Annotated in this window: 14 protein-coding genes; 4 read left to right on the top strand and 10 right to left on the bottom strand. The window is 50.5% G+C overall.

Translation table 11 applies throughout. The features are described 5' to 3' along the window. Positions 1-114: 114 nt before the first annotated feature. The gene (locus BBD42_RS10195; protein WP_099518065.1) at positions 115-1,152 is read left to right on the top strand and encodes a Glu/Leu/Phe/Val family dehydrogenase; all 1,038 of its coding nucleotides are present in this window, start codon (positions 115-117) and stop codon (positions 1,150-1,152) included. Between the two features lie 328 nt (positions 1,153-1,480). Further along, positions 1,481-3,190: an alpha/beta fold hydrolase gene (locus BBD42_RS10190; protein WP_099518063.1), complete on the top strand. Its 1,710-nt coding sequence runs from the start codon at positions 1,481-1,483 to the stop codon at positions 3,188-3,190. A 123-nt stretch (positions 3,191-3,313) separates the two neighbouring features. Here the strand turns inward: BBD42_RS10190 and BBD42_RS10185 are convergent, their stop codons facing one another. The 3 genes from BBD42_RS10185 to BBD42_RS10175 all read right to left on the bottom strand — a co-directional run bounded on the left by BBD42_RS10185 (position 3,314) and on the right by BBD42_RS10175 (position 5,811). Then, positions 3,314-4,324: an ABC transporter substrate-binding protein gene (locus BBD42_RS10185; RefSeq protein WP_099518062.1), complete on the bottom strand. Its 1,011-nt coding sequence runs from the start codon at positions 4,322-4,324 to the stop codon at positions 3,314-3,316. Between the two features lie 93 nt (positions 4,325-4,417). Further along, positions 4,418-5,257 (bottom strand): AraC family transcriptional regulator, encoded by an 840-nt coding sequence (locus tag BBD42_RS10180; protein WP_099518061.1) that lies wholly within the window; start codon positions 5,255-5,257, stop codon positions 4,418-4,420. Continuing rightward, a complete protein-coding gene (locus BBD42_RS10175) occupies positions 5,254-5,811 on the bottom strand; it encodes a DUF1697 domain-containing protein (RefSeq protein WP_099518060.1) in 558 nt (185 codons plus the stop codon). Before BBD42_RS10175 ends, BBD42_RS10180 begins: the two co-directional genes overlap by 4 nt. Before the next feature lie 341 nt (positions 5,812-6,152). Here BBD42_RS10175 and pepT point away from each other — a divergent pair, with 341 nt between their 5' ends. After that, complete coding sequence (pepT, locus tag BBD42_RS10170) at positions 6,153-7,385, top strand: peptidase T (protein WP_099521548.1); 1,233 nt, start codon at positions 6,153-6,155, stop codon at positions 7,383-7,385. A 149-nt stretch (positions 7,386-7,534) separates the two neighbouring features. Here the strand turns inward: pepT and BBD42_RS10165 are convergent, their stop codons facing one another. The 4 genes from BBD42_RS10165 to BBD42_RS10150 form a co-directional block, all read right to left on the bottom strand. After that, positions 7,535-8,155, bottom strand: coding sequence for a flavin reductase family protein (locus tag BBD42_RS10165; protein ID WP_099518059.1), 621 nt, complete (start codon positions 8,153-8,155; stop codon positions 7,535-7,537). Continuing rightward, positions 8,155-8,766 carry an alpha/beta hydrolase gene (locus tag BBD42_RS10160; protein WP_099518058.1) on the bottom strand — a complete coding sequence of 204 codons (612 nt, stop codon included), beginning with the start codon at positions 8,764-8,766 and terminating at the stop codon, positions 8,155-8,157. Before BBD42_RS10160 ends, BBD42_RS10165 begins: the two co-directional genes overlap by 1 nt. A gap of 18 nt (positions 8,767-8,784) precedes the next feature. Next, positions 8,785-9,714, bottom strand: coding sequence for a ring-cleaving dioxygenase (locus BBD42_RS10155; protein ID WP_099518056.1), 930 nt, complete (start codon positions 9,712-9,714; stop codon positions 8,785-8,787). Between the two features lie 102 nt (positions 9,715-9,816). Further along, the gene (locus tag BBD42_RS10150; protein WP_099518055.1) at positions 9,817-10,293 is read right to left on the bottom strand and encodes a MarR family winged helix-turn-helix transcriptional regulator; all 477 of its coding nucleotides are present in this window, start codon (positions 10,291-10,293) and stop codon (positions 9,817-9,819) included. 191 nt (positions 10,294-10,484) lie between these two features. On the opposite strand from BBD42_RS10150, the gene BBD42_RS10145 reads away from it, so the two are divergent. Continuing rightward, positions 10,485-11,498 (top strand): LLM class flavin-dependent oxidoreductase, encoded by a 1,014-nt coding sequence (locus BBD42_RS10145; RefSeq protein ID WP_099518054.1) that lies wholly within the window; start codon positions 10,485-10,487, stop codon positions 11,496-11,498. A gap of 198 nt (positions 11,499-11,696) precedes the next feature. Here BBD42_RS10145 and BBD42_RS10140 read toward each other — a convergent pair whose 3' ends face one another. The 3 genes from BBD42_RS10140 to BBD42_RS10130 all read right to left on the bottom strand — a co-directional run bounded on the left by BBD42_RS10140 (position 11,697) and on the right by BBD42_RS10130 (position 17,241). Then, complete coding sequence (locus BBD42_RS10140; protein WP_099518053.1) at positions 11,697-13,418, bottom strand: ATP-binding protein; 1,722 nt, start codon at positions 13,416-13,418, stop codon at positions 11,697-11,699. A gap of 190 nt (positions 13,419-13,608) precedes the next feature. After that, the gene (locus tag BBD42_RS10135; protein ID WP_099518052.1) at positions 13,609-15,666 is read right to left on the bottom strand and encodes a methyl-accepting chemotaxis protein; all 2,058 of its coding nucleotides are present in this window, start codon (positions 15,664-15,666) and stop codon (positions 13,609-13,611) included. 237 nt (positions 15,667-15,903) lie between these two features. Continuing rightward, positions 15,904-17,241 carry a type 2 periplasmic-binding domain-containing protein gene (locus tag BBD42_RS10130; protein ID WP_099518051.1) on the bottom strand — a complete coding sequence of 446 codons (1,338 nt, stop codon included), beginning with the start codon at positions 17,239-17,241 and terminating at the stop codon, positions 15,904-15,906. Between the last annotated feature and the right edge of the window lie 102 nt (positions 17,242-17,343).

The raw sequence follows: 17,343 nt of genomic DNA, 5'->3' as shown, positions 1-17,343 counted from the left end.
CTATGCATTTCCCCCGACTCGTGCATATGCGGTATCAAGTTGCGCTGCTGTTGAATACATCAATAGTAAACGGCATAACGGCTATGCACTTCGGCAAAAGGGGGGCTGCTATCTATGGACGGGCATAGCGTGAGCGCAAGCTTCGAAGGATTTGAGCAGTTGGATGTGATGGAGGATGCATCTAGCGGGCTCAAAGCGATTATTGCCATTGATCAGACCAAGCTTGGTCCGGCACTAGGCGGCTGCAGAATGTGGACATACGCCTCTGAAGAGGCGGCGATCAGCGACGCTCTTCGGCTGGCACGCGGCATGACGTACAAATCGGCGCTTGCCGATATCCCCTACGGGGGCGGCAAAGCCGTCATTATCGGCAATCCTGCCACAGACAAAAGCAGCAAGCTGTTCCGCTCGCTCGGGCGTTTTATTGAGCGGCTTAACGGACGCTATATTACCGGCATGGATCTGGGCACAACTCCGGGCGACATGGATGAGATCGCAAAAGAAACAGGTTATGTGACCGATGTTACCGGCTCGCTGGGAGCAACGGGGAATTTCACAGCGGAGATGACCGCCTATGGCGTATATATCGCAATCCGTACATCGCTTAAGCAAAAATATGGCTCTGAGCAGCTGCAGCAGCGAACGGTCGCTGTCCAAGGCCTTGGCAAGGTTGGCTACGCCTTATGCCGCTATTTGCATCAAGCAGGAGCCCGGCTTATTGTCGCTGATTTGCACGACGGGCTAGTCAAGCAGGCGGCCGCACAGTTCGGGGCCACAGCTGTTTCCGTCTACAGCATTCATAAGCAAAGCTGCGATATTTTTTCGCCTTGCGCACTCGGCGGCATATTGAACGACGTGACTTTGCCAGAGCTGAAGTGCCCCATTATTGCGGGCGCCGCCAACAATCAGCTGGCGAATGCCAAGCATGATGCCGCCTTGCAGCAGGCTGGCATTTTGTATGCGCCGGACTATGCCATCAATGCGGGCGGCATTATTGTTACGGCGGCTGAGCTTGACGGCAGCTCCGCTTCCTATGCCCGCAGCCAGGTGGAGCGCATCAGCGACCGGCTGGCTCATATTTATGCGCTATCCAGCACGCTTCCGCCAGCGGCGGCAGCGGACGCCATTACGCGGAAACTGCTCGCGAAATAAAGCCGCGCACACGATTTAATGTCAGCCCGCATTCCGCCATGAACAGCCGGATGGCGTCATGTCAGCTTAGGCGGAATGCGGCAGCGTTCGGCTGGCGCTCTCTTTTTTCCATAATCGCACGGAAACTATGCTTGAACCCGATGAAGCCCCCCACTAATAGTTCCAACAATTAGGAAACCATGAACAAGCTTTATTCGTATAAAATAGAGCTGCGGTTATTTAACCGCCCTACATAATTCACCCCATGCATCCAGCTATTTTTCTACAGCATCTTATGCCTGATTCCCTCGATGGGACAGGCACACTCTAAAGGAGGACTGAATTTATTTTGAAAAAGCATTTGGCATCTACGATCGTATTTTCCTTGCTGCTCATGGCTGCATTTCCCGCTATGACAGCTGCCGCAGAAACCCTCAAGCTGCTCGTTAATGGCAAAGTCATCACGACGTCTGCTGGCAATGAGGCTTACTTGAGCAGCAGCGACGAGGTCATGATTCCGCTGCGCAGCGCAGCCGAAGGACTTGGTCTGAAAGTTACCTACCATAAAGCGAGCAGCAAGGTTCTGCTTGAAGGGCAGGACCTCAAGGTCACGTTCAGCTCCGGCAGCTCCGAAGCACTAGTGAACGGGGAGAAGCGCACCTTCGACACCGCTTCGGTTCAGCGGCAGGGACGCCTTTATGTCCCGCTCGCTTTTTTCAGCAAGGCACTAGGATATCAGGCCGGCTATGACAGCACGAAGAAGGAGATCGCGATCACAAGCCCCTTGTACGAAGCTGAAAGCTGGATTAATCGCGTCATCTCGCTGCTGAACAAAGGCGATTATCAGAAGCTGTCTGACGACTTTTTCTCGAATAACCTAAAAGCACAAGTATCTGTCGAGGCGCTAGGCAGCGTGTGGAAAAGCACGACTGCACAGGCTGGCAGCTTCGTCCGTGTGAAGGATATTGCCGCAGATGGCGCCGATAGCAGCATGACGATTATTACGGCAACCGCCGTTTTCGAAAAAACCAGCTTTAATTTTACCCTTTATGTTAATGCAAAGAGCGGGCTGCTCGAAGGCATGCTGATTACGCCAAAGCCCCTCGACAAAGAAGCTCCAGCTACAATTGTGGAAGAAGAGGTTACCGTTGGCGAGGGCACTCCTTATGAGCTCGGCGGAACGTTGACTCTTCCGAAAAATGCCACTGGCCCGCTGACAGCGGTCGTATTGGTTCAAGGCTCGGGCGCATCCGATCGCGATGAGACGGTAAGCGGCTATACGCCATTTCGCGATATCGCTTGGGGACTGGCTGAGCAAGGAATCGCCGTGCTGCGTTATGATAAACGCACATTTGTTTACGGCAGCAGCATGACGACAGAAGCTTTTATGAAAATGACGGTGAAGGAAGAAACGATTGATGACGCCATTGCCGCAGCCAAGCTGCTAAAGGCGGATAATCGGATTGACGCCTCCAACGTGTATGTGATCGGACATAGCCTTGGCGGCATGCTTGCCCCGCGCATTGATGCAGAAGGCGGCGACTTTGCCGGGCTCGTGCTGCTTGCTGGCTCGCCACGCTCGCTATGGGAAATCGTCTATGACCAGAACCAGGCTTTTATCGCTGCCATGGATGATAAAGATCCAGCGAAACAGGCAAATGCTCAGCTTATAGAAGCCGAATACAAGAAGGCGCAAGCACTGGGTACGTTGACTGATGCACAGGCGCAGGCGATGACGGTTTTCTCCCTGCCCGCCTATTACTTTAAGGAAATGGACAATCATCCCGCGAGCGGATATGCCGCAAAACTAACGAAACCGGTGCTTATCCTGCAGGGCAAGGATGATTTTCAAATATTTGCGAATAAAGACTATGTGCTGTGGGAGGAGCTGTTCAAAGGGAAAGCGAATGCTTCCTTCAAGCTGTACCCGGGCCTTAACCACTTTTTCGTCGATTACAGTGGTGAAGGAGAAGGCACGTTAGCCGAATACAACCATCCAGGCAGCTTTGCTGAACCAGTCATTTCCGATATCGCCAAATGGCTGAAGCAGCACGCTTAGCACTTATTATTCATCTCATACAACGAACCGCCAGCTTGGACAGGGAAGCTTTATGCTTCCTTGCTGCCAAGCTGGCGGTTTTTTATGGAAATATAAGAAAGGATATCGTAACGCTATCCAGGCTTATTCGCCTTTGAGCAGCTTCTGCATAAAGTCCAGTCCATTGGATTGTCCCATAGCGAGCGGCCCTACGATTTCTGTATTTACGACATATACATGCCCGTCCTTAACCGCCTTAAGGCTGTTCCATACCGCATTTTCCTCAAGGTCCTTCATCGTTAATTCAGCCGTTCCCGTATAATCCTCTGCGACAAAAATATAGTCCGGATCAATTTCGCTGACGCCCTCCAGATTAATTTCTCCCCAGTCCTGCATGTTTTTGAACTTGCTAAAGCCGATACCGTCATAATAAGGGCTCAAGCGGATACCGCCAAAATAGTAGAAGCCTTTGCTCCACATCATCATGAATATCGCCTGTTTGCCCTGTACGCCTGTATTTTCAGCCATTGCTGCTACTTCGTTCAGCTTCGCATTATAGCTGTCAATATACTGCTGCGCCTTGCCCTCTTCGCCTATGACTTCGGCAATTTTGACGATGGTATCCTGCCAGTTTTCAGTTTGCGCGATGACGACCGTCTTGCCGATCTTTGCAAGCTGCTCATACGTCTGCTCATCCCCGTCAGAAGCAATGATAACGTCCGGCTCAAGCGCCATTAGCTTCTCCAAATCAACCTGGTCGCCGAGATCGGCAACCGCATCGCCTTGCAAAAAGCTTTCATATGCCGGAAAAGCTTTAAGCGATTTATACCCAACAACACCGCTAACTACATCCTGCTCGCCAATCGCGAACAGTTGGTCCGCATATGGGAAATACGTAATCGCGACCTTCTTCGGCTTCGCATCAATGACCGTCTCGCCCTTAACATGCTTAATGGTCCTTGGAAAAGCAGCTTCACTGCCCGCGCTGCCTGCATCGTCAGACGTCGCCTCTCCCGCAGGCGCTGTAGGGCTATTGCCGCTCACTCCCCCGGCATTTGTCGCATTTGGAGCTGCTGCGCTTCCGCAAGCTGCAAGCAAAACCACCAGCAGCGCAATGCTGATCGCGCTTGATAACCTTTGTAATCCGCTAAACATTCTTAATCCCCCGCCTCTTATCTCTTTATGATAATGATTTTCATTGTCGTTCAAATTATAAACAATGAGCGGGGGAGATGAAATAGACGATTGTTAAAAGTCAGGTGGATTATTTCCTAAACTTTGCCGATACATGCTCGGTGAACAGCCGTTATGCTTTCGAAACAGGCGGCTGAAATAATGGGCATCCTCATAGCCGACGTTGCGGGCGACGCTGCTGATCGAGCAGTTGCTCGTCGCAAGCAAATACTTGGCACGCCTCATGCGATGCCGGATGAGGTAGTCGATCGGAAAACAGCCCGAATACTTGTGGAACGCATACGCAAATTGCTTTTTGCCCAGGCTGTGCAGCTCGGCGAGTCCCGCTGCGGTCAGTGGCTCCATATAATGGTGGTGGATATAATCCAGCGCCTGCTCCACCATTTTGCCACTCTCGCTAATGTATTGGCTGCGTACGCTCACCAGCCATTCATTCATAATGCTGTAGAAAAGCTCCTTCTCCCGCAGCAGGTTCATCGGGCCACCAAGTGCCGTTACATCGCAGAGCCGTTGCAGCAGCTCAACCATGCGCGTATTGCTCCCGGGCTCCAGCTGGTAGTGGGTTTCAGCATAATTGATTTCCCCAGGCATAAGCTCGGGAAGCGTGATGCGGTAATGAATGAGCACAAACTGAAAATCTTCTGGTACTACCTCTAGTTTGAGCAGCATGCCAGCACCGCCATGAACGACACTTCCTGGTGCCAGCTCATAAGACGTGCCGTTAAATTCAAATACCGCATGCCCTCTTAAAGCAAAAACAAACCCGGAGAAGCGCGTAGGATATGCCTTTGTATGGCTATAATAAATGCCCGGCGCTACCGTGCTTATATAGACGCCCTCTATTGAAAGCATGCCCCGGGCGAGCTGCCCGGCCAGCATGTTGTAATCAATCACGATTTCCGTTCCTCCATGCCTGCAGCGAGGCTAAGCAGCTTGTTCATCGTCTGCCAGTTTCGCGAAGTGGCAGCTACGCCCAGCTTTTTTTCCAGCAAATTGTTCGAAAACATCGACTTGCGCACGCTTTGGCGGCAATAAATATACACTTCGCTATCCTGCAACCGATAGTCGTCCACCTCGCTGCTGCATGCGAGCAGCCGCTGCTTTCCTTCTTCCGTAGGCGTGTCCGCGAGCAGCGCTACATAAATATTTTCACCCACCTGTTGTTGATTGGCATCAAAAGGGCTGCTTGCGACAATCGCGGCGAGCTCCGTATGGGTACGCAGGACGACTGGAACGTCAAATCCGAATACCGCGGTAATTTCCTGCTGGATTTGCAGGCGCAGCTGTTCTGCTGAAGCATCCGATTCGAACAGCACATTGCCGCTTTGAATATACGTTTTGACCTGCTGCAAGCCAAGCTGCTCGAACATCCGCTGCAAATCCTGCATTTTGATAATTTTATGCCCGCCGACATTAATGCCACGAAGCAACGCTATATAAATGGCCATCCAACAGCACCTGCCCTCTTCTCAATAATCCTAAGTATAGCATGTACGGCCCCGCGCGCGAACGCTGCTGTAGTTGTGATAAAATAGAAATAAACCTAGAGATACATACAGCAAAGTGAAACGGCTGTTGCCGTCCTCTGGCGGCGCGGCGCGTTTCAGTCCGAGAAATATAAGCTAAGTATAAAGAGAAAACTTATACTTTCTTATATTTCAAGCGTAAACGGATGAAGCCGTCCTTTGGCGGCAAAGCTTCCGTTACGCGGGTGAAATATAAGCCTATTTATACGTGTAAACTTATAAATTCTTATATTTTGAAAAAGAGGAAAAAGGAGCATGGAAGCATGAAACAGGAACTGATGGAACGCTTTATTTCTTATGTCAAAGTGAACACGCAATCGGATGACCGCAGCGAGACTTGTCCGACGACCCCAGGCCAGCTGGCGCTTGCCGACCAGTTGGTGGAAGAGCTGATGAAGATCGGCATGGAGGAGGTAACCGTGGATGAGAACGGGTATGTGATGGCTACGCTGCCTGCCAATACGGACAAAACGGTGCCGACGATTGGCTTTCTCGCCCATATTGATACCGCGCTGGATTTTACCGGTGAAAATGTAAAGCCGCAAGTGGTCGATAACTACGATGGCGGCGACATTGTACTGAACGAAGCGTTGTCTATCGTATTGTCTCCGTCCGCTTCGCCTGAGCTGAGCCAATATGTGGGACACACGCTAATTACGACCGATGGCACGACGCTGCTGGGCGCAGACAATAAAGCGGGCATTGCCGAAATTATGACAGCGATGGTGCATTTGATTCAGCATCCGGAAGTGAAGCATGGAAAAATCCGTGTCGCCTTTACCCCGGATGAGGAAATCGGCCGTGGGCCGCATCGTTTCGACGTTGCCGCATTCGGTGCCGATTATGCCTATACAATGGATGGCGGGCCGCTTGGCGAGCTGCAATACGAAAGCTTTAATGCTGCCGCTGCTCACATTATTTGCAAAGGCACGAACGTCCACCCCGGCACGGCCAAGGGCAAAATGGTCCATTCGGCGAAAATCGCCATGGAATTGCACGGTCAGCTTCCTGCTGATGAAGCGCCGGAGTTCACGGAAGGCTACGAAGGCTTCTATCATTTGATTCAAATGAGCGGCGATGTAGAGAAGTCCGAGCTGCGCTATATTATCCGCGATTTTGACCAAGAAGGCTTTGCGGGACGCAAGCAGAAGCTGGCGGACATCGTCAGCGGGCTAAAGCTTAAATATGGCGAGTCGAGTGTAGAGCTGAACATTCGGGATCAATATTTTAATATGCGGGATAAAATCGAACCGGTTATCGGCATCGTAAATCAAGCGAAGCTGGCCATGGAGAATCTCGGCATTAAGCCGGATATTAAGCCGATTCGCGGCGGGACTGATGGCTCGCAGCTTTCCTACATGGGGCTTCCTACCCCTAATGTGTTTACCGGCGGGGAAAATTATCATGGCCGTTATGAATACGCTTCGGTCGACAATATGCTGAAAGCCGTTCAAGTTATCGTAGAAATTGCTAAGCTTGCGGAAGCAGAAGCTTAATACCGTAGACGTCATGTGCGTTTAAACTTTTAATAGCAAAAGAACCTTCGCTCTACACCGAATACGGCGTGGTCGAAGGTTCTTTTTATTGCCAGCTTGCAGCTTGCAGTTGCTGCCTTTCTTGATTGAATGTCAGCAAGCGCAACGGATTACGAGGTTGGACGGTCAATGGAAAAACGTGCGCCAAGCCCTGCATAATCGCTGCCTGCAAGTCTGGCAATAGGCGCAAGCCGGCCTGAGTCAATATAACCGCGCTCATCGTAAACCGTCTCGTCGAGATGATAAAATACGACCTTGCCAATCAGCAAATCGCAGGCAGGCGCATCGTCCGTTCCGCCTAGCGGAATGGCCTTCTCCAGGACGCATTCCATCCGGATTTTCGCTTCAGCTACACCAGGCACGGCAATCCGAACGCTCGGAACCGGCGTAAGCCCTGCCGCTGCAACCTCGCTTTCCTCTGGCGGCAAATTAGCCGCCGTTACATTTAGCTGTTCAATATACGATTGGTCGGCAATATGCACGACGAACGCCCCTGCCTCTATTGCATTGCGGGCAGTATCCTTCTGCTGTCCGCCCTGCTTCCGCTGTACCGAAACCGATAGCAGCGGCGGATTGGACGATACGACATTGAAATAGCTGTATGGCGCAGCATTGAGTACGCCGCCTGAAGACAGCGTCGTCACGAAAGCAATCGGCCGTGGTATAATGCTGCCCGAAAGCAGCTTATAATTGTCACGGGCCGAGCGTTCAGACGGATCAATCGTTATCATCATGGGCAAATGACCTTGGCATACCAAGCTGCGGCTGCTTCGACTTCGCTGCCCGTCAACTGATGGCCGTAGTTTTCCCAATGTACGCTAACCGCAGCTCCCGCGCCGGAAAGCATCGCTTGCAGCTCTTCCGTCTCTTGCGGCGGGCACATCTGGTCATTGCGGCCGGCTCCGATGAAGCAGGAAATGCCGGTCATATCGGGAAGCTCTACGCTGCGAAGCGGCACCATCGGATGATGCAAAATCGCTCCGCGGAAAGCGTCCTTGTAATGGAACATCAGGCTGCCCGCAATATTGGCTCCATTGGAGTAGCCGATAGCAACGAGATTTTCGCGATCGAAGCCATAGTCGACTGCCGCCTGGTCCAGAAAATCATGGAGCTCCTTCGTGCGGAGCACCAAGTCCTCCTCGTCAAAAACACCTTCGGCCAGTCTGCGGAAATAACGGGATAATCCGTTTTCTAGTACATTGCCTCTAATGCTTAGCACCGATGCTGTAGGGTCAATTCGGCCAGCCAGCGGCAGCAAATCGCGCTCCGTTCCTCCGGTGCCGTGCAGCAGCACCAAAACTGGTGCCGCTGCGTTCGTGCCTTGCTGATAAATATGTTTCATTATCCATTCTCCTCTCACTTACGGTACTTGAATAGGCGGAAGCAGCCGCACAATATCCTCGCGATGCTGTTCAAACCATTCTGGCAGCATCAGTTTTTCACCGAGATGTTCCGGCTCCTCGTCACGTGCAAAGCCTGGAGGATCAGTTGCAATCTCGAATAATATGCCGCCTTCTTCGCGGAAATAAATCGCATGGAAATATTGTCTGTCGATTATTGGTGTAGGATGGTAGCCATTAGTCTCCACATGGCTTCTCCACAGCGCATGCTCTACATCGTCTTTCGCACGCCAGGCAATATGATGGACCGTACCGGAGCCGCCATGTCCAGGCTCAACACGCTCAATCGGAAGATCAATGATATTCCCGATATCTGCGGATGATCTGAAACGCGCATAACCAGCATCCTCGCCGATTTTGCTTAGTCCCATTACCTGTTCCAGCAAACGGAACGTTTTCTCTGGAGCCGAGCTGTACAAAATTGCTCCGCCAAAGCCTTTAATGGCTTTATCTGTCGGCACTCCCGCGTAAGACCAATCGCTTAGCGGGCCTTCCTCCCGGGCTACAAGCTCAAGCTGCAAGCCATCTGGGTCAACGAACTGTACATACGACTCGCCGAACCGCTCCGTTTCGGTGAACGGAACCTCATATTTTGCCAAACGCTCTTTCCAAAAATCAAGCGCTCCCGCAGGAACAACATAAGTGGTTACCCCAACCTGTCCTCCGCCAATCACACCTTTACGACCGTGTGCAAATGGGAAGAAGGTCATGATTGTCCCTGGGCTGCCGGCTTGATCTCCGAAATACAGATGATACACTTCTGGAGCATCGAAGTTGATTGTTTTTTTCACGAGCCGTTGGGCAAGTACGCCCGCATAGAAAGTAACTGTTGCCTGTGCGCTCGATACGAAAGCTGTAATGTGGTGAATGCCTGCTGTTTGTTGTGTCATTATAAACACTCCTCTATTATATCATGGATTTGAGAATCTTTAAATTAAGATATTGGGCCTGAGTGAGAGAAAGAAGTGACGATACAGGATACCAAGCCTCTTCTACTTAAAAGCATCCTGCGCGTGTCTGCCGAGCTTCTTGAGCAGCTCGCTTGCCAGCTTCTGTTCCTCTGTCGTCAAGCCGCTAACCGCTTCTGTAATAATGGTTGCATGTGCAGGGAATACTTCCTCAATAAATTGTGTGCCTTGGCTCGTTATTTCTGCGAAGATGAGCCGGCGATCATCAGCTGAAGCTCTACGCTGCACAAGCTGCTTCTTCTCAAGCTTATCTATGACGTAGGTAATGTTGCCGCTGCTCATCAGCACCTTGCCGCCAATTTGCTGCAAAGGCTGCGGACCTTTGTGATACAGCATTTCCAGTACGCCGAATTCTGTACGATTCAAGCCATGCTTGCGAATGTCCCGGTCGCCGTGGGCGTTAATCCATTGGCTGGCCCGGTTGAGCGCAATGTAGAGCTTCAAAGCGCTGTCTTCAGCTTCCTGATGTGGCACTTTCGTCTTGCTGTCTGCCTCTTTCATTGCCCTCACCTCCTTGCATTTATTATCTTAAATTTAAGATACTACAATTAAAGATAAATTGCAAGCTTTTGCCTTAACTTTTTTTATCCCCTTTTCACACCAGCCTGTCTGCTCTATCCTTGGCATTCGTTATGATATAATGGAGAGTATGACCTACAAGTCAATTTACTGTATAGGAGGTTGTTGTTATTATGACCCATTCACATACCGTTCCTCTTTCCATCCTTGATCTCGCTCCCGTTGTTGAAGGCGGCAATGCAACCGACGCTTTCAAAAATACACGCGATCTCGCCCAGCATGCTGAGCGTTGGGGCTATCAGCGCTATTGGCTGGCTGAGCATCACAATATGCAAGGCATTGCCAGCGCCGCTACCTCTGTTCTAATCGGCTATGTAGCCGAAGGCACGAGCACGATCCGCGTCGGTTCCGGTGGCATTATGCTGCCCAACCATGCGCCGCTTATGATTGCCGAGCAATTCGGCACACTCGCCTCGATGTATCCGGGACGCATTGATCTTGGACTCGGGCGTGCGCCAGGCTCAGACCAGGCCACTGCCCGCGCGCTGCGCCGCGGACTTAATAGCAATAACGGCCAAGACTTCCCTGAGCTGCTGGGGGAGCTTCGTCATTTTCTAAACCCTTCTATAGAAGAAGGAGCTCCTGCGGTTCGCGCCTTCCCCGGCGAAGGGCTCGATATTCCGATCTGGCTGCTGGGCTCCAGCGGCTTTAGCGCCCAGCTAGCGGGGCAGCTGGGATTGCCTTTTGCTTTCGCCAGCCATTTTGCGCCAGACTATTTAATGCAGGCGTTGCATTTGTACCGCAGCAGCTTCCGCCCTTCGGCGGCGCTGGAGCAGCCTCATGTCATGATTGGCGTTAATATTCTCGCCGCCGATACAGATGAAGAAGCTCGCTTTCTCGCTTCCTCGCAGGAGCAGCAGTTTCTGCACCTCATCCGCGGCCAGACGAGCAAGCTGAAACCGCCCGTTGCTAATATGGATGAACTGTGGAATGAGCAGGAGAAGGTTGTCGTCCGCAGCAAATTCAGCTTCGGCGTAGCTGGAAGCAAGGAAACGGTCCGCAGCAGAATAGCCGACATTATTGAAAAGACAGGCGCAGACGAGCTGATGATAACTGGCTCTGCTTATGAGCATCAAGCGCGTCTTCGCTCTTTTGAATTAATTGCTGAGATTATGAAAGAGGGCTAAGGCTGATTCGACTCTATAGCCCGTAATACGTCAAATCAAGAAATCCCCCTGGACGCTTTCGCGTAATCAGGGGGATTTCTTCTATATAGGCTAAATCGAAACCATTCATCAGCAAAAAAACGTTAGTGTGGGAAAATATCCTAATCCACCCAAACGATTGGCTGCTTATCATGGGATTGTACGCTGCTTGGCGGGCCGCTAGAATACGACCCGGAATGTCGTCCCCTCCTCGCTTGATTCAATCTCGATATCGGCGCCATGATGCTCCGCAATGCTGCGGCACACCGCAAGTCCAAGCCCGGTTCCCGTTTCTTTCGTCGTATAAAAAGGAGTGAAAATCGCCTCAATATGCTCCTTCGGGATGCCATGGCCTTGATCGGCCACTTCCAGTATGACGCTGCCTTGATCCATTCTCGTCCGAATGGTAAGTTCGCCGCCGCTTTCCATCGCCTCGATCGCATTGCGCGTCAAATTCAGCAGCAGCTGGCGAATTTCCTTTTCTTCCACGTTAACCGGCGACGTAGCATGCAGATCAAGCACAATTAAAATGTTGGAGTAGGCCGCATCCGCTTCCAGCAGCGGTAAAATATTTGAAACGAGGACATCCAGCTGCTTCTGTTCCTTTTGCACAAAACGGGTATTCGCCAGCGATAAATATTCTGAAATAATGCCGTTAGCGCGATCGAGCTCGCTAATCATTAAATTCAACGTATCGCGGTAAGAGGCGAGCGTCGTATTTTTCTGCATCAGCTGTAAAAATCCTTTAATCGTCGTCATCGGGTTGCGCACCTCATGGGCAATGCTTGCCGCCATAGAGCTGAGCAAGTTCAGCTTGTCCATGAGTAGAAGATGCTTTTTGGCTTTGCGCAGCTCCGTAATATCGATGGCAAAGGCGAGAAAATAACGCTTGTCCTTCAGCTCCAGCACCTCGCCCGATATAACGCCATAGCCCGTATCTCCAGACTGCCGCAGGAAGGGAAGCTCAATATTCTCTAATAACCCCTGAGCTGGAATCGCTTGCATAATACTGCTTACAAAATGGGAATAATGCCCCCGCCGAATCGTCTGCGAGAACTTCTGATTCATCTCTATAATCGTCGCTGTTTCCAAATCTATGAGAAAGTTCATTGTTGCATTCGTGTGAAAGGCACTCGTGAATTTCAGGTTCGAAAGCTCCAGATGCTCCTGCGCCCGGCGATATTCCGTCACATTGCGCCAGCTGCAGGCGAAGCCATCCCCCATTTTATAATAGAGCACATCATAGCTTTCCTCATCTGTCAGCCACTTATTGTATACCCGCTCCTGCCTTAAAACGGGTTTGCCGCTGCTTGTCACCTGCTTCAGAACCGCCCTGATCTCTTCTGTAAAATCAGGAAAAAGCTGCGACCACAGCCGGCCCACAGCTTCATCTTTCGAATAATTCATCATGCGGCAAAAGGTATCATTCATGTACTCCGACCGATAATCAATAATATCGCCGCATTCGTCCCGGATTGTCTTGTAATAGCTGAAGCCATCCAGCAAATTGTCGAGGCAGGAACGATACCACAGCTCCTGTGCCGCCAGATGCTGCTCGAAGCTTTTCTGATGATGCACATCGCGACCTATGACATAAAAATACATATTGATTTGATCCAGCGAGACATTCCATTGCAGCCATTTATAAGAGCCGTCTGCGCAGCGGAATCGATTCAAGTATCCGCTCAGCTCTCTACCCTGTATTAATTGTGGAACCAAAGCATCCATTGAAGCTATATCGTCGGGATGCATATACGAATAAAAATCTTTCATACTATTCAATAAGACAGGATAGCCCAGCATCTTCTGCAAGCCACTGTTATAGTGCACAACGCGGCCGTTGCAGTCCATGACCACAAGCATGTCAAAAGATAGCTCAAATAAATTTTTGAAGTGATCCACCGCCGCAATCTCCTTTTCGCAACAAACTGTTTTCCTGCCTGGCAGGCAACTAGCGCACACGCTTCAACCCGATATTTATCGATTATTGTTATATTATAGCTTATTTTCACGCTCTATGAGTTCCTTTATTTAGGCGAACTAAACACCCCTGTTCTACTAATAGAACAGGGGTGTTTAGGGGGCTGTATCGTTATTCTACTTTAAATTCGCCAGCTGCTTGCGCCAGCTCATTGCTCAAGCTTTCGATCGTTTCAACCATCTCCGCAAGGTTCTGTACCATTGCCGATTGCTCCTGTACCGTTGCTGTTACTTCCTCCACGGAAGCGGATACCTGCTCGCCGGAAGCCGACAAGCTTTGCGCTGCGCCAAGCACGCCGTCTTTATCCTGCTCAATCGCTTTCAGCTGGACAGCAATCGTCTTGACCTGCTCAATAATTTCGCGAATATTGTCGGTAATGTAGCCAAAGGTCTGCTGCGTCTGCTGCACACTGCTGTTGTGCTGCTCCGAGATGGACTCTATCGCCTTCACGCTGCGATCGCTTCGCTCTACGTATTCAATCGTCTGGGCGACGATTTTATTAATATCTTGGGATTGCAGCGAAGTCTGCTCCGCCAGCTTGCGAATTTCCGAGGCGACGACTGCAAAGCCGCGGCCCTGCTCTCCTGCTCTTGCTGCTTCAATCGAGGCATTTAATGCAAGCAGCTGCGTCTGGGCCGCAATATCGGAAATCGCTCCAGTAATTTGGCGGATGCCCGATGAGCTTTCCGCCAGCTGCGCGGTGACCTCGGAAATGTTGCGCACCTCCGACTCGCTGCGATGATTGATTTCCACCAATGCCTCGATAACCTCATAGTTGGCTTTGAATACTTGGGCAACGGAGTCTGCCTTCGTTCTAATTTCCTGCGACTTGCTGCTTACGTCAGCAATTTTGTCGCCAACCTCCAGAAACTTGTCTACAATTGATTCCGTATCATTGGCCTGCGATTCCATCGCCTTGGCAATTTCCTGCGTCGTTGTGGAAGTTTCAGCGATTGAATGATTCGTTTTCTTCGACGTTTCATCCAGCTCTGACATGCTGGTCTTCAGTACGCCAATCGAGCTGTTCATGCTCGTAATCAGCTGTTTATTGCGCAAGGCCATGACGTCGAAGCTGTCCGCCAGCACCTTGAATTCACCGCTGTATTTCCCTGTAGCTGTTACCGTCAAATCGCCCGTGGCCATCGTTTTGAACAGCCTCGTCAGACGGACGATTGGCCGCGTGACGAGCATGGAAATCAAGATGCCCGCCGCAATTGAAACCAGAATGGAAACCACCATAACGACAATCATCTGCTGCATCATATTTTTCAGCGGCTTTTCCACATCACTTATACTATCTTCAATAATAACCGACCAATCGGAAACCGGCGTCTTGGAATAGAAGGCAACCCGGCTTGGCAAGCTTAGCTCATCTCGTAAGATTTCACTGCTGGCTGGCAGCGCAAGCACCGAATGATAGTCTTCGGTTTCAAGCACCGTACCGATTAACGACGCGTCTGCTGAATGATAGAGAGTCGTTCCTGAACGATCCAAAATCATGACCTTGCCCTCGTCATTAATCCGTATATCTTTAAGCTTGTTTACGAAAAAGTCCGTGACCAATGTAACGGCAACTACGCCTTGAACGGAGCCATCCTTATCAAAAATGGGCGAAGCCAGTACCGTAACCAGATTGCCTGATGATTTGGATACCAGCGCGTCACTGACAACGGCTTTCCCCGTAATAGCCTGCATAAAATAATCCCGGTCGGAGCGGCTGTTATTCAATACGCCATCATTGTTGCTGGCGACAATCATTCCGTTTTTGTCCATGACCAGTATCGTTTCTGTACCCTGCATTCCCTTGATGCTCGTTGTTAATTGCTCATTAACGCTATTCATCAATTCATTGTCAGCTGAGAAAAACTGTTCCTCTGTCATGGAATTGCCATTATGCAAATTAACGACATCGATTATCGTTTTTTGGACAGAGAGCAAGTATACCGACTGCTGAGCCAACTCCATATTTGAATACAGCTCTTCTCCAATTCGGTCCGAGGTCGAACCGATTTCATGCTTGCTGTTTTCCAAAGTCATAATTGCAGCAATGCGATAGCATAATATACATGTGCCCGCTAGTACAATGCTGACTAGTAAACAGATCATGACGGGAAGCTTAATTCGGAAAGACATTTTTGTGAAAAATTGCTTTGGATTGGCTCGATTCATCTCGTCATACCCCTCTTACTTTTAAAGTTAACCTATATTACTTGTTATATCGGTTAACGGCACCCAGTTAATAAGTAGCAAGTATGTAGGTTTTGAAAATTTATTGTAGAATAGTTCTGGGATATTTACCTTTAATTGAGAATTGCGGACATAGAAAAACAAGGCATAAGGACTTTTCTCGTCCCCATGCCTTGTTTATCGACTGCTGCTTCGCAGCATCTATAGAGCGTTCCCCTTCTACATCGAGGAGCCGAATTGAATCCACGCTTGCTGGATTTCGGTAATCGTCTGCTCCTTCGTTTTCCCGCCACTAATGTAGCTCTGCATCAGCTCGCCAAATTTTTGATGGAACGTGTCGAGGGAATAGTTGACCGAAAGGTCACCTGATTTCTCCGTCTTTAAAATCTCTTCCATCTGCTTCGGCATATCCAGATCCGGCAGCGCCGCATCCTTGATCGGCGGAATGACCTTCGCCACTTCCGAGAACCATTTTTTGCCGTAGTCGGACGTGTACAGCCAGTTGAAAAATTCAATGGTTTCCGCCGCAACAGCGGAATCCTTGTTAATGCGCAGCGCTTGGTCTGCTCCCGTTACAAGCAGCGCTTGCTCCGGCTTATCGCTTACCGGATAGCCTGCGATGCCGATCTCGATGTCAGGCGTAATTTTCTTGATCGCTTCCTCGTCCCATGCGCCCTTGCCGGTCATGAAGGCCGCTTTGCCTGAAGCAAAGTCGCTTACTTCGGCGTTGCTGTCACGCTCCAGCGGCTTGTCTGTTCCGTGCTTTACAGTCAGATCGATGAAATTAAAGAAATTGTCGCTGAGCACGGGATGGTCTTTAAATGTCGTTTCACCCGCGATGAACTGGTCAACCAGCGCTTTCGGCGTAATGCCCGCATCTTCCGCCGCAGCGTTGACGAAGTTTTGGAAAATATGCTTCCATACCCACCACTCTTTGTAGGCGTTGGCAAATGGCGTAATGCCCTTCGCTTCCAGCTTGGCAATTGCATCCTCAAGCTCCGCAGTCGTCTTCGGAGCGGCAGCAATGCCGGCGTCCGCCAAAAGCTTTTTATTATAAATCATCATCATTAAGTTGCCCTTGACCGGAAGGCCCAGCACCTTGCCATCGCTCGACGTCATATTCACACGAACCGCATCCATCATGGCTGCCGCAAGCGGCTCATTCGTCAAATCAGCGCTGTATTCGGCAAAGGTGTCAATGTCGCCGCCCGCTGTCGTCTGGAATACATCCGGCGTGCTGCCGGCAGCGATTTTCGACTTCAGCACCGTATTGTAGTCGGCTTGCATAATTTCCAGATTGATCGTGACGTTCGGCTTTACTTTTTTGTATTCGGCAATGTAAGCATTAAACGCATCGGTATATTCGGGAGAAGCGGTGAACATGTTGATCGTAACCGGTTTAGCCTCATTCGCAGCTCCGCCAGCGTCAGCTGTGCTGCTCGCTTCCGGCGCAGTGCTGTTAGTGCTGGCAGTGTTGCCATTGCCGCTGCCGCAAGCAGCCAGCATGACCGAAGCCAGGACGATACTGGTGGACATGGACATGATTTTTTTGAACATGGTAGGGCCCCCATTTCTTTTCGCTTGGAATACAAGTCTTCGCTGCTTATTCTAAAGAAAAGGATAGGAGATAAAAATGCAGATAAGTGGTGTATTAAGGGT

This window comes from Paenibacillus sp. BIHB 4019, assembly GCF_002741035.1.
Taxonomy (GTDB): Bacteria; Bacillota; Bacilli; order Paenibacillales; family Paenibacillaceae; genus Pristimantibacillus.
Note: the sequence above shows the minus strand (reverse complement) of the source record. Positions and strands in the feature narration are given on the sequence as shown.

What these genes read in the sequence shown, in the direction of transcription:
- BBD42_RS10195 (WP_099518065.1), top strand. Translation starts at nt 115, where the DNA reads ATGGACGGGCATAGCGTGAGCGCAAGCTTCGAAGGATTTGAGCAGTTG.
- BBD42_RS10185 (WP_099518062.1), bottom strand. Translation starts at nt 4,324, where the DNA reads ATGTTTAGCGGATTACAAAGGTTATCAAGCGCGATCAGCATTGCGCTG.
- BBD42_RS10175 (WP_099518060.1), bottom strand. Translation starts at nt 5,811, where the DNA reads ATGGCCATTTATATAGCGTTGCTTCGTGGCATTAATGTCGGCGGGCAT.
- pepT (WP_099521548.1), top strand. Translation starts at nt 6,153, where the DNA reads ATGAAACAGGAACTGATGGAACGCTTTATTTCTTATGTCAAAGTGAAC.
- BBD42_RS10165 (WP_099518059.1), bottom strand. Translation starts at nt 8,155, where the DNA reads ATGATAACGATTGATCCGTCTGAACGCTCGGCCCGTGACAATTATAAG.
- BBD42_RS10160 (WP_099518058.1), bottom strand. Translation starts at nt 8,766, where the DNA reads ATGAAACATATTTATCAGCAAGGCACGAACGCAGCGGCACCAGTTTTG.
- BBD42_RS10155 (WP_099518056.1), bottom strand. Translation starts at nt 9,714, where the DNA reads ATGACACAACAAACAGCAGGCATTCACCACATTACAGCTTTCGTATCG.
- BBD42_RS10150 (WP_099518055.1), bottom strand. Translation starts at nt 10,293, where the DNA reads ATGAAAGAGGCAGACAGCAAGACGAAAGTGCCACATCAGGAAGCTGAA.
- BBD42_RS10145 (WP_099518054.1), top strand. Translation starts at nt 10,485, where the DNA reads ATGACCCATTCACATACCGTTCCTCTTTCCATCCTTGATCTCGCTCCC.
- BBD42_RS10135 (WP_099518052.1), bottom strand. Translation starts at nt 15,666, where the DNA reads ATGAATCGAGCCAATCCAAAGCAATTTTTCACAAAAATGTCTTTCCGA.
- BBD42_RS10130 (WP_099518051.1), bottom strand. Translation starts at nt 17,241, where the DNA reads ATGTTCAAAAAAATCATGTCCATGTCCACCAGTATCGTCCTGGCTTCG.